General features: G+C 52.6%; 11 protein-coding genes. 7 read left to right on the top strand and 4 right to left on the bottom strand.

What is annotated here, in order from left to right; translation table 11 throughout:
• The first annotated feature begins 33 nt into the window (after positions 1 to 33).
• From AACZ40_RS07235 to AACZ40_RS07215, 5 genes are all read left to right on the top strand, one after another.
• Positions 34 to 432, top strand: coding sequence for a hypothetical protein (locus AACZ40_RS07235; RefSeq protein WP_291172269.1), 399 nt, complete (start codon positions 34 to 36; stop codon positions 430 to 432).
• Positions 433 to 771: 339 nt separating this feature from the next.
• Positions 772 to 1971 carry an NPCBM/NEW2 domain-containing protein gene (locus AACZ40_RS07230; RefSeq protein WP_291172266.1) on the top strand — a complete coding sequence of 400 codons (1200 nt, stop codon included), beginning with the start codon at positions 772 to 774 and terminating at the stop codon, positions 1969 to 1971.
• A gap of 841 nt (positions 1972 to 2812) precedes the next feature.
• Positions 2813 to 3877 (top strand): NPCBM/NEW2 domain-containing protein, encoded by a 1065-nt coding sequence (locus AACZ40_RS07225; RefSeq protein ID WP_291172264.1) that lies wholly within the window; start codon positions 2813 to 2815, stop codon positions 3875 to 3877.
• A gap of 472 nt (positions 3878 to 4349) precedes the next feature.
• On the top strand, positions 4350 to 5765 hold the full coding sequence (locus AACZ40_RS07220; protein ID WP_291172262.1) for a sulfatase: 1416 nt from the start codon (positions 4350 to 4352) through the stop codon (positions 5763 to 5765).
• Positions 5766 to 5775: 10 nt separating this feature from the next.
• Positions 5776 to 6318: a hypothetical protein gene (locus AACZ40_RS07215; RefSeq protein ID WP_291172260.1), complete on the top strand. Its 543-nt coding sequence runs from the start codon at positions 5776 to 5778 to the stop codon at positions 6316 to 6318.
• A 51-nt stretch (positions 6319 to 6369) separates the two neighbouring features.
• Here AACZ40_RS07215 and AACZ40_RS07210 read toward each other — a convergent pair whose 3' ends face one another.
• The 3 genes from AACZ40_RS07210 to AACZ40_RS07200 form a co-directional block, all read right to left on the bottom strand.
• The gene (locus AACZ40_RS07210) at positions 6370 to 7911 is read right to left on the bottom strand and encodes a formylglycine-generating enzyme family protein (protein ID WP_291172258.1); all 1542 of its coding nucleotides are present in this window, start codon (positions 7909 to 7911) and stop codon (positions 6370 to 6372) included.
• A 269-nt stretch (positions 7912 to 8180) separates the two neighbouring features.
• The gene (scpB, locus tag AACZ40_RS07205; protein ID WP_339673757.1) at positions 8181 to 8981 is read right to left on the bottom strand and encodes a methylmalonyl-CoA decarboxylase; all 801 of its coding nucleotides are present in this window, start codon (positions 8979 to 8981) and stop codon (positions 8181 to 8183) included.
• Between the two features lie 8 nt (positions 8982 to 8989).
• Positions 8990 to 10303 (bottom strand): acetyl-CoA hydrolase/transferase C-terminal domain-containing protein, encoded by a 1314-nt coding sequence (locus tag AACZ40_RS07200; protein WP_291172253.1) that lies wholly within the window; start codon positions 10301 to 10303, stop codon positions 8990 to 8992.
• 29 nt (positions 10304 to 10332) lie between these two features.
• Between AACZ40_RS07200 and AACZ40_RS07195 the strand changes: the two genes are divergently transcribed.
• Positions 10333 to 10791: a hypothetical protein gene (locus AACZ40_RS07195; RefSeq protein ID WP_291172251.1), complete on the top strand. Its 459-nt coding sequence runs from the start codon at positions 10333 to 10335 to the stop codon at positions 10789 to 10791.
• Between the two features lie 317 nt (positions 10792 to 11108).
• Positions 11109 to 12344, top strand: coding sequence for an MFS transporter (locus AACZ40_RS07190; RefSeq protein WP_291172248.1), 1236 nt, complete (start codon positions 11109 to 11111; stop codon positions 12342 to 12344).
• Between the two features lie 76 nt (positions 12345 to 12420).
• Here the strand turns inward: AACZ40_RS07190 and AACZ40_RS07185 are convergent.
• Positions 12421 to 12701 (bottom strand): formylglycine-generating enzyme family protein (locus AACZ40_RS07185; RefSeq protein ID WP_339673749.1); only part of this gene is annotated, 281 nt, incomplete at its 5' end.

The following is a 12701-nucleotide window of genomic DNA, read 5'->3' as shown; positions in this document are numbered from 1 at the left end:
TCGTCACAATATTATCAGGACACAGTTTAAAACATGAAGTATCAATTCTTACATACAAACCGCAACCCGCAACCGATCGGGAGATCGTTTCGCTGGCCGCAGACCGGGCTGTTACTACTCTGTTTGCTCAACGGGGGATGCTTTTCCAGCGAACCCGCTTTGAGCGGTGTGATTGGTGGCACGGTGGTTCGCAGTGGCCAACCGGTGACCGCCGGAAGAGTCGAACTTCACAGCAGCGATGCGGTAGTAATAGTCGCTGAAATCGACGCGAATGGAAGTTATAGCATGGATTCGATCAAGGCGGGGAATTATCATGTAGCAATTGTGAGTGAACGGGTTCCCGAGAAATTCGCCGACCCACAAACCTCAGGCCTCACGATCCAGATGGAAGCGGGGACTGGTCCACTCATTGCTGATTTTGAGATCCCCTGACGCGACGATGTACCGTTTTTATACAGATTCACCTCAATCGAGACCAGCTTCATTTTGATCTTTACTGACTGTCAATCTCTGTTTGAAAATAAAAGCTGCTGCGAGGCGCGAACGAAGGGAGCCGTCCAGCCCTCCAGCAACGTCTGTTTTTCACAGCGATTGGCAGTAAAGCCCGGGAGTCGATGCATGTTTCACTTTCTCACTAATTCGTCTGTGCGTCAGAATAGATATCGCGGCGTTATAAGTTTACTGTTGGTCTTCCCCCTTTTGCTGACTGACGTTTCGCTGCAGAAAAGCTGGGGTTGGGGACGGGGACATAAACTGATCCGAACCTGGGCAGTGTCACAATTACCTGCGTGGCAAAAAAAGTTGTTACGCCCGGAAGACTGGCAACACCTGCAATCCGATTACACCTCTCTGCAGGATGCTCACGCTGGTGGAAAATCACCTCACCTGGATAAATACTGTTTGCCACCGGCGCGATTGAGCCTGCATGATGTGGGGAGTATTGAAGCGAGTCTGCCGGACATGCAGTGGTACATCCAGCAGACCCTCGACCATCTCGCCCGCAACGAAACCGATGAAGCGATGAAATTCCTGGGCGTCTTGTGCCATTGGAACGAAGATCCCGGTTGCCCTTGTGCGCACAGCAGTCCGATTAACGAAGCGACGTTACGCCGTTTATTGCCTCCGACGGCTGGCCTGGCCAACAAAAACTATCTGTTCGGCTATGGGGGGATCGCCGATATTGGCAAATACACCCTCCCTGAAGAACCATATCGTCCTCAATTGCTGGGGACCACCATTCCCGAGGCAGCGGCCCGTATTTATCAACATCAGCGATTGCTGCGGGCGCATGCGGCTGCCTTGATTATTCCGCTCGTTCAGGCAGAGATCGCCGGAAACGCTGACCAGGCAGATCTGCATCGGCAAACCGCAGCCCTGTATAACGCGAAACATGTGGCCGACATTTTATATAACCTGTTTTGTCTGCAGGAAAAGCGTTTTGCCATCGAGGAAGTGGAAGCGCTGAAAACCCAGCCTCTTACCGCCTGGGAACCGGATACCAAAATGCAGATGATTTCTCATCCGTATTATGTGACTCCTTTTCTGATTAATCAGTCTTTGGATGCCGGACGCAAATTACATCCCCTCGCCTTCGCCAGTGAACCGGAAACCGAAACCACCATCTCGCACGGTATCGGAATGGGGACGCCTTACACGCTGAATTATAAAATCGGCCCGGGGAGCGTATTTGATCGCCTCACCTGTCGAGTCGGTTTGCATCCGACCGCCGGCGCCTCGGGGAAAGTCGCATTTGCGATCATCGTCAATGGTGTCGTAACGGCGAAAACGAAATTCCTGACGCCAGCCGACAAACCTGAAGTGATCGATGTTTCCCTGCCTGAAACCGACATCGTCACACTTGGCTTGCAGACGATTCCCCATCCTGAATCCAACCCGTTACATAACCTCGCAGTGTGGGGCGAACCCGATTTGATTCGCGCCGAACACGTTCCCTTTCGCCTGGATCATTGATTGATGAAATACGATCGCAGCCTGGTCAAGTTATTTCGCTTTCAAATCAAAGTTGATTTCTGTCCCTTGCTCGCCCGCCTTTGAGACGTCTGCTGTGAGCCTGGTTTTTTCGGGATCGCTGTAAATGGCAGGCAATGACTCCATGGCCCCTTTTTTCATCGCATCGGCATCAGTTGAAAGCTAATAAGGGGTCAGGACTCAATAAATAAGAGTCCTGACCCCTTATTAGCACCCCGATAATTTCTACCCGTCCAGATTGCGAACACAGCAAAGGGAATAAGTAAGAGGTTGGCAATGAAAGCATTGATTAGAATGCCTACTACATGTATGGGTTCATAGTTGCCATAAATGAATGTCTCAACACCCCAGCCAAATAGAAAGTAGATCCCGATCAGGATGTGCGATAAGACCATCCCGAAGACTCCCATGCGGTACGACAGCACGAGCGTCATATAGTAGAGTCCCACTAACAAAATTGAAAATGTCATGATAAACAACATGTTGTTGTACTCACTTTTCCGGGATCATTCGGTAACCGTACATAGGATTCTCCAGAGACTTCGCATCAGGCAGCGATGTGACCTGTGGTTCGAGCATTCGCACTATGATACCAGCTAGAAATGGCAACTCAAATGGGAAATTCCGGCGGAAACCGTTGAGAGAATACTTGGAATAGCGGAAGGGTTCACTTAGGATAGGAACTGTATTTCTGTCTATTTACGCAGGCGTTCAAAAAAACACGCGATTGGATTGAGTCATGTTGCCGCTTAGAAGTCAGTTTCTTATTTACGCATTTTTTGTTCTCCTGTTTGTCTTGCTCCTTCCAGGCGGGACTCAGGATTTGCAGGCGTTTCCCCCTGCCGAGAACATCGATTTCGATGAGAAATACAAGCAGCTGTTACAGGAAGCCAAATCGGCTCCTTCCAAAGGCACCTTGAAAGAAGTCGCGTTTGACGCGATCGACGCCAGTCAGGCTGCGATCAATGCCGGCGATTATACGGCCGCAGTGAAGGTCGCCGCGCTCGCCGTCAAAATCGGGAAGTCTTCGGGTAACAATCACGCCTTCACACTGGCGAACACTTTAAAACAAAACAGTACGATCCTGGCGCGCGAATATCGCAGCGTGGAAAAATTCCATAAAAATCTGCAAGAGAATCCGAACGACGCGAACGCAGCGTCTCTCTATGGAAAGTTTGTCGCCTTAAAATTGAATAACTGGAAAGAGGGACTGTTCTGGCTCGCCAGGGGAGATGATGCGGAATATCGAACCCTGGCAAAGCAGGAAATCGCGAATTCCCAGGATGCAGGTGCGCTGCTGATGGTGGCCAATGGCTGGTATCAGCTGGCTGATCAAGAGAAAGGTCTGAGGAAGCAGGAACTGGAAATGCACGCTTATGACCTGTATAGCCAGGCGTGGCCTCACTCAATCGGCGCAGGTCGAACGGTGATTAATGAGAAGTTAAACGAGATGCCCCTCCGGTATCTGAATCACATGGAAGAACAGGATGTGCTTCCCGGTCCGTGGCCTTTCGGAAAAAATGGAGAGAGTGGAAATAGTCAGGGGATGTTTACCGTCAATCAGATTGAGTTTCCCAATGGACTGGGATTACATCCACCCAATAATGGTTTTGCACGCGTGCGTTTTCAGTTAGATGGTCAATATAAAACCTTTGTGACCGGCGTGGCCCTCATGGATCATACATCTGAAGTTCGCCGTTCAGTCACATTTACTGTGTTCGGAGATGACAGGGTACTCTGGAAATCACCGCTCATCCGCGTTCGAGGGGAAGTGGTTTTCTGTAATGTTTCTGTCAGGAATATAAACAAACTGGAAATTCGAACCGAATCACCGGGTCAAGCTTACGGAGCCAATGCCGTCTGGCTTGACCCACACGTTTTGAAATAGAATGGGAAACTTAAACCTCGCGATTTTCTTCTGTGGAATAACTGGTCTTCAGGTCGCCAGGGTATTCCAGCGGGTTCTGTATAACGACTGAGGCATAATCTCTATTCTGCGGAGACCCTTTGATGATCTCGCATTAATAGTGAGTCCAGCCGGTCGCTGCATTCCATTCACCTGGCCTCACATTGATTGTTTTGCGGGCTTTGGAAACAATCACCCGTCACTTCTGTTCCTCGCTCTTTTTTTCACCCACTGTAAACCTTCGGGCGTAGCGGAAGTCTTTGTTTTCTCGAATTCTTTTGTCTGCGAGGGGGTCATAAGAGACACATCCGAATGCCTCGTTCTAAATCGGTTTATGCCGTTGCCGTTGCAAGCAGTACAGTCTCTACCGGATAATTGAGATTTCGCATTGATCATTCAAGAGACCAGTCGAGCCTGCATCGCGGGTGCGACGGATTTAATCAGGACGCTCGCCATGCTGATTCGTATTTCTGTTTTATTGTTACTCTGCTTTGTGATGACTCCGGCCCGGGTTCAGGCGGAAAAGCAACAGCCGAATATTTTATTCATCCTCACCGACCAGTGGCGGGCGCAGTCGATCGGCTATGCGGGAAATGAGCAGGTCAAAACGCCAAACATCGATGAACTGGCACGAAGCAGCGTTAACTTTAAGAACGCGGTTTCCGGCTGTCCCGTCTGCTGTCCCTTTCGGGGTTCGCTGATGACCGGGCAACGACCGTTGACGCACGGTGTGTTTCTGAACGATGTGCAGCTGCCGGCCAAATCCGTCACGATTGCCGAGGTCATGGATCAAGCCGGCTATGAAACTGGGTTCATCGGGAAGTGGCACCTCGATGGTCGGGGGCGTACCGCGTTCACGCCGCGGGAACGTCGACAGGGATTTGAATTCTGGCGGGCCCTGGAATGCACGCACAACTACAACAATTCCTTCTACTATGCCGACTCGCCCGAGCGAAAGACCTGGGAAGGCTACGATGCCTTCGCCCAGACGCGCGTCGCCCGGCAGTTTATCAGAACCCAGTCGAAAGCGGGTCAGCCATTCCTGCTGGTTATGTCATACGGTTCGCCACACAATCCCTATCACACGGCTCCCCCGGAATACCAGAGCATGTATGAGCCTCAGAACATCCGGCTGCGTCCCAATGTACCGAAAGACCAGCAGGCAGCCGCGAAAAAAGAACTCGCCGGTTACTACGCCCACTGCAGTGCACTGGATGACTGCGTCGGCGATCTGCTGGCAACGTTGAAAGAGACCGGCGTCGATCACAACACGATCGTCGTCTTCACCTCCGATCACGGCGACATGCTGCATTCCCACGGACAGATCCGCAAACAGAAACCCTGGGATGAATCGCTGCGGGTGCCGATGCTGTTCCGTTTGAATGGAGCAGAGCACGCTCAAGGCCGCACGGTTGATCCCCCCATCAACTCCGAAGATCTGATGCCCACGCTGCTGGGTCTGTGCGAAGTCAAAATTCCCGCCAGCGTTGAAGGCCTGGACTTCAGCGGTTATCTGCGCGGCGGCGAAAGTCCCTCGGACGGCGCAACCGTCATCACCTGCCCCTCTCCCTTCGGTGAATGGCAGCGGAGTCGAGGCGGAAAGGAATACCGGGGCCTGCGAACCACGCGATACACCTACGTCCGCGATCTCAAAGGTCCCTGGCTGCTGTACGACAACCACGCCGATCCCTTTCAGCAGCGAAACCTCTGCAACGAACCAACAGCCGCCACGGTCCAGGCCGAACTTGATGCCCTGCTCAACAAAAAACTGGCCGCCCAGGGTGATCAGTTTCTACCCGGAAACAAGTACATTGCTAAATTCGGCTACCAGGTTGACCCGAAAACAGGGACCGTGCCTTATACGAATTGAGGTCCAGACCATGGCAAATCGTTTAAGACAAATATTCTGGGGCCTGCTCATTGTCATTCTCGACTTTTCGTTCAATGGCTTTGACCTGCTGCCCGATGGTGTCGGCTATCTTATTATGGCAGCAGGCTGTTATGGCCTCGCATCGTTGTCGCCTCGCTTCCTGACGGCGCAAACGCTGTGTCTGATCCTCGCCGTGCTCTGGCTGATTCATTTCGCCATTGACGGTAGTTTTGCGATACTCTTTAATTTTGTGAGGCAGGTGACGAGCTGTGCCATGATCTGGCAACTACTCGGCGGGATTTGCGAATTTGCACTCTCAAAAGAACGACCGGACCTGGCCAGGCGAGCGGAAAATCGCCGGCTGGCCTACGTCGCCATCATGGCTGTCACCTTCTTACTCACCCTCGCGATGGAAGGCTCACCTGACGCGAGCCCTCTGGCTATCGTACTGGTACTGAGCATGCTGATTACGCTCGTCATGATCCTGCACCTGATACACCGTGTCAAAGTAGAGTTGGCGATCATGAATGAGGGTTTTGGTGAAGACCTTTAGTACTTAGCAGAATTTTAATTGATGATTTTTAATTCACTGATTAATATCAGCTCAATTCACTTCACTTACAACGCGAAAACCGACATTCAGATTACGACTGGAATTAAACAACCAGTCGCGATAGCCAGAACGTATATCCATCGCCCCGCGGGACCAGCATCCTCCTCGAATGAGATGTGATGAGCCAGACTCAACAGTTCCGGAGGGATCAACCGTTTTTTTACCGGCCAGGCTGCTGTAATATTCTTTATCATACAAGTCCTGACACCATTCATAGACGTTGCCATGCATATCAAATAGACCAAACGGATTGGGCTTTCTGGTCATCACTGGTTGCGGATAATACTTTCCCTCATCGATCGTATTCAGTGTAAACCAGGCAAATTCCTTAACGGCCTCGGAATCCGCATCGGTCAGAGCATCACCAAAACTGAACATTGTCGTGGTCCCGGCGCGACATGCATATTCCCACTCGGCCTCCGTGGGCAAGCGGTACTTTTTGCCCTCTTTTTCTGAAAGCCAGTCGCAAAAGGCACTCGCATCGTTAAAAGAAACATTTACCACCGGGGCGACATCAGGCTGCTGCAATCGATAATCGGTTTGCCAGTTCACATCAGGAGCCTGAACCAGTTTGCCGTTAATGAAAGCGTAACCCCCTTTGCCATCCTTCTGCGCATCAGTCTGATAGCCTGTTGATTCAATAAATTCACGAAACTGTGATTGCGTGACTTCCTGCTGACTCATCCTGAATGGTTTACTGATCTGCACTTCATGCTGAGGCATACCGCTGTTGATTCTTTCCTGGTGAGCATCAGATACCGTTATGTTATTTCTGGCAAAAACCTGCAATACCTGATTCACTTCCGTTTCTGTATTTCCCATCTTGAATTCCCCGGGGGGAATCAAAACCAGCCTGAATCCGAGACTGCTCTCTTCCAGCAGATCCTGCTTCAGATAACCAGCCCATTCCTGCTGACGTCCCGCGGCTTCCTGTTGTGTAAAGGGACTGATAAGCAATGCAGGACGCGACGTGCTATCGGGCATTTTTTCGAGCTTCGCTTCTCTGTCTCCAGCAGCTTTCGCAACCAGTGGCAGCCCCGGTTTCTTTCCTCCCGCTTCGAGGGGGCGTGGTTCTTGTAAATCCACTTTTTTCCAGGGGCTCAGATACACCGATGCCGCCATGATCGAGAAACTGACTGCCAGAATTGAAACAATGCCGCTATATCGTCGTAACAGTCCCGAGCCTTCTCCTACCGATGCCTGATTCCCATTAAAGCCGGGGCTGGTCACTGATCGGTTTCTGTTTCTCCGATTCAAAGCAGGCAAAACGCGCTGATCATATTCTTCGCGCATCTCTCGGTTCAGCAGAGTCAACTCGGCCTCATCCAGTTCATAGATGAGTCGATCCGCCTGTTTGGCCTGTTTGCCTACCCGGAACTGTTGCAGATGCGTTTTCTGACGCTCGACTGCCATCAGGATTACATCCCGATCCCGTTCGTCGACTGCGATCTGTAACAAATCGTAATAGGTCGGCGGACACTTCTCGACGGGAATTCCTAACCACTTGTGATACGGATTAAAACCATCACTCATTATTTATCTGACTCCCGACACAGAGTTCAAACCGAAACGCAGCAGTATTTTAACAGACACCTGAACCATCGTCCAGAATCAGAATTCAGGCAGACGAAACCCTTAAGGCTAATGAAAAATGTCAGGTGTATTTCAGTTTCCTGCCGAAAAGTTTCACACCTCATGCTGCTGCAGGAAATGATGCCGCCAACCTGACTTCCGGATGATGCAGGGCATCCGACTTAGTTCGCTGGGAAATCTGATGGCTGCCTCTAAGCTGGTCTCCGTAGTCAGGTAAGATCTTGCAGATTTGGATGAACGTGGAATTCCGGCGTCCGCTTCTCTAAAAAAGCCCGGATGCCCTCATGATAGTCTGGGCCGTAATAGACCTGCCGCCGCAGACCATGAATGTATTCAAACTGAGAAGCATTGAGAGGCGTAGCTTGACTGAGCAGATTGAGGGTCGTCTTGGCGATCGCGATGGAAGCCGCCGAACGGGAGGCGATGGTGCGTGCCAGTTCGTACGTACGGCTTTCCAGTTCCGCTTGTGGGATCAACTGATTGACCAGCCCGGCCTGTTCAGCCCGTTCCGCACTGAGCAGATCAGCCGTGAAGAACATTTCTTTTACGATATTGAGCGGCAGCCGGGAGAGGAAACTCTGGAATCCGGACGCATTGAAAGGCAGCCCCAGCTTGGCTGGGGTGATTGCGAAGGCGCAGGTTTCATCCGCCAGAACCAGGTCGCAGTTGACGATCAGATCACAGGCACCGCCCCAGACTGAGCCGTGCACCATGGCGATGATGGGGGAGGGAAAACTTCTTACCGCTCGCAGCAGCTTTTCGAGCGGGTCGTTATACGGCAGTGGATCGGTGTCTGCCTGCGGCAGTTCGTCCACGTCATGTCCAGCAGACCAGACCTTTTCAAAAGTCGCGGCCCGCAGGACCACAATGCGGGTCCCATCCTGCTGCATGTTGTTCAGAGCCGAGAGGACTTCATCAATCAGGCCGGCACTCAGCGCATTCCGCTTCTGATAATTGTTAAAGGCGATCGTGCCAACACGCCCGTCGCAGTCGGTGGAGATATATGACATGGTATCCCTTAAATCAGAGTCACACGTTTGGCGGCTGCCGTCAGTTCATCGCGAAAATCAGGATGGGCAATGCTGATCAGAGCCTCGGCCCGTTCCTTGGTTGACTTCCCGCGGAGATTGACGATTCCCTGCTCGGTGCAGATGTATTCGACATCCATCCGCGGGTCGGTGACCATGGCGACGCGGGGAACAATCGTAGAGAGCGTCCTCTGACGAGCCGTGGACTGCAACGCGATGATCGATTTGCCCCCCTTCGAGAGCGAGGCTCCTTTGACAAAATCATATTGTCCACCGGACCCGCTGTATTCGTGCTCGCCGATGAATTCGGCATTCACCTGCCCGTACAGGTCCACCTCGATGGCTGTGTTGATTGAGATGAAGTTGTCGTGCTGCGAGATGACGCGAATATCATTCACGTAAGAGGAAGGGTAACTCTCAAAGGCGGCATTGTCGTTCATGAAGGCATACGAATCTTCGGTGCCGAAGGCGACGGTGAAGACATGCTTGAACGGATGCAATGTCTTTTTGCTCCCGTTGATGACTCCTTTGCGGATCAGATCGGCCATGCTGGGAGAGAAAAGTTCGGTATGGATGCCCAGGTCCTCGTGGTTGCTCAGCGCCTCAGCGACGCCAGAGGGAACACGGCCGATGCCCAGCTGGATGGTAGCGCCATTGGGGACCAGCGGGGAAATCAGCGCGCCGATCGCGCGCCCTGCTTCAGAGGTTTCCGCGACGCCGGCTTCGATGAGCGGGACTGTGTTCTCTACAATGGAAGTCACTTCGCTGATGTGAATCTGCGACTGACCAAACACGCGGGGCATGTTTTCGTTGACCTCGACAATCAGCCGCTTACAGTGCCGGGCAGCCGTGGATGCGAAATCGTTATTGGTTCCCAACGAGAAATAGCCGCCCCGGTCCATGGGGCTGACGGTCACCAGAAAGGTGTCGAGGTCGATGACTTCCCGAAACAGCCGGGGGAGATCGCTGAAATGGACGGGAACAAAACTCATGACCTTGTGCCCGGACTGCGTCTGATCTTTTATGATCTGGTGTTCGGTGCTGCTGAGAAAGAAACAGTGCGGATCAATTTTTTCACGGACGCCTTTCACCAGGAGTGCCTCGCTGATGGGCTGCATGCCGATTTTATAGTAAAAGCGGATCGACGACAGATCATCGGTACGCAGCCGCTGCCCTAAAGCAGCGAGTAATGCGGGGGGCTGACCGATGGCCATCCCGGCGGAAACCGTTTCTCCCTCGGCAATCGCAGCGACTGCTTCCGCCGGAGTGGTTCGTTTCGCAGCATACAGTTCAGCCGACTTCATCCCTCTGCCCTTTTACGGGAACCTGTATTTTGGAACGCATTTTCGATGACATGACTTTGGCGATTCGGGGCCGGAGTGTCAAGATGCGTTTGGGGAGATATTTACAAACGACCGTGTTTGGAATGATCCAGCAAACGTCCGTAGAGCTAAAAAAACAGCAGAACGACGGCATTTCCGATGATCAGCGTCCAGTCACCATTCTTCACAAGGCCGATGGTGTAATCGGCGTCCTGATCGGCTGGCTGGTAGCAGACATTCAGCGTTTCGTTTTCAACGATGATCGCTCGGGCGGCAGCGGCCCTGACCAACGAGCGGCACACGGCGGATGTGATCTTCAAATGGGCAGCGGATTCAGCATACCAAAAAAAACGGCTTTGCCTCCGTTTCCGGACTATGATGAAGATGTGACAGCAACTCAATATAAGAATTCCTTTGGTTTAAGGAATGACTTATCCAGTCTAAAGGTAGCACTGAGTTTCGAAATATAGTGGACCATCATACCGGACGTTGCAGGCCACAGACACTCTTCTTTTTATCACTGGTCCTGATTACAAAATTTCAGCCGACCAGACGAATCATCCACCAGCCCAGACTGGCACGAAACCGTCTGATCTGAAACAATCTTCACTGACGCCAATACAGGCTCGGAAGTTGATTTCGTAAACATCTGCTTCCGCCGGCTGACACTGAACCTGGAACAGGCGCAGGTGTCCTTCATTCGAGACGCCCCCCGGTTCCGGATCAGATTCTTCACTTAATTAAGCGCCCTGCTGAAAGACCGCTTTTCAGATAGATACGACGTGTGATGACAAAAACAACTCCACAGGAGAACCCGCCTGCCGAGACTGATGGCGAGGAACCTTCCGCTCTTCCCGCCGAACGCTTAAGTAATAGCATGACGCTGCTTCTGGCGACCACGGTCGGCATGGTGGTCGGCAACATGTACTACATGCAGCCTCTGCTGGGGTTGATCGCCATTGACCTGGGACTGACCGAAGGGGAAGTCGGCAGCGCCGCTACTTTGAGTCTGATCGGCCAGTCCGTGGGCATGCTGCTGATTCTGCCTCTGGGCGATATCTTCAACCGCCGTCCCCTGATCCTGATTTCGGTCTTTCTCTCGATCTGCGCACTGCTGCAGGTCGGCACGGCTCACGGCGTCGTTTCGCTTTCGATCGCCTGCCTCGCTCTGGGACTGGCAACTACAGGCACGCACATGACAATTTCCCTCGCCGCCAGTCTGGCCAGCCCGGAACAACGCGGTCAGGTCGTCGGCACTGTGGTGGGTGGACTTTTAACGGGTCTGCTGCTCTGCCGCACCATCAGCGGGTTCCTGGGAAAGCTGATCGACTGGCAGTCCATTTATTTCCTCGCCGCGGGCATGCTCGTCTGCCTGTTCGCTTTGCTCTGGCGTTTTCTGCCTGGTACACAGCCACAGATCCGCATGGGATACTTTCGGTTGCTGACCTCGATGTGGAAAATCTTCCGCTCGGAACCGGTGCTGCGGGAATCGTGTCTGTTCGGCAGCATGAGTATGGCCGCGTTCTGTGCCTTCTGGATGACGCTCGCCTTTCGCCTCGAACGCCCCCCGTTGAATTACGGCAGCGACATTGCCGGCATGCTGGGACTGCTGGCCATCGGCGGCGCCATCACCGCCGGGCTGATTGGACGCCTGGCAGACCGGTTCGGCGCCCGCCCAATTATCGGTCTGTTTCAACTCTTCACCCTCTCCTCATTCGGCATCTTTTATCTCTGGGGAGAAACCCTGATCGGGCTGGGAATCGGCGTCGTCGTGATGGACCTCGGCATCCAGGCGGTTCATGTGGGCAATCAGTCGCGAATTTACAGCCTGGCCCCGGAAGAACGCAATCGCCTGGGAACGATCTACATCGTCACCTACTTCGCCGGCGGATCACTGGGTGCCGCGGGCAGCGTCTGGAGCTGGACGCATTACGGCTGGTCCGGCGTCTGTATCATCAGCGCCCTGTTTCTGGTCGTCTCCACCCTCTATTGGGGTTTCACGGTACGACGGTATGCACATTGAACGCGGAGCGATAATACTCTGGGATGATACAGATATTAAGAACCTGACTCAAAGCGGTCCATTTTTGCTGTCTCATCTAAGGCGAAGCAATATCACGTACAACGCGAAAACCATAGGAATGTCTGCTGAACTCAGGACTGACTGAAGAACGCCTTGCTGATTGCAAATATTCAGGAGCATTACTGAATCCACCTCCCCGGATGGTGCGATGATCTCCTGTACGGGGCCCTTTGGGATCGGTAACAGGATCAGCCGAATAGACTTCATACCAGTCCTGACACCATTCATAGGTATTGCCATGCATGTCGTAAATTCCCCAGAGATTCGGTTCCCTCTGCCCGACAGGGTGTGTCGTAG

Source organism: uncultured Gimesia sp. (genome assembly GCF_963972345.1).
Lineage (GTDB): Bacteria > Planctomycetota > Planctomycetia > Planctomycetales > Planctomycetaceae > Gimesia.
This window is presented reverse-complemented; position numbering and strand designations above follow the sequence as displayed.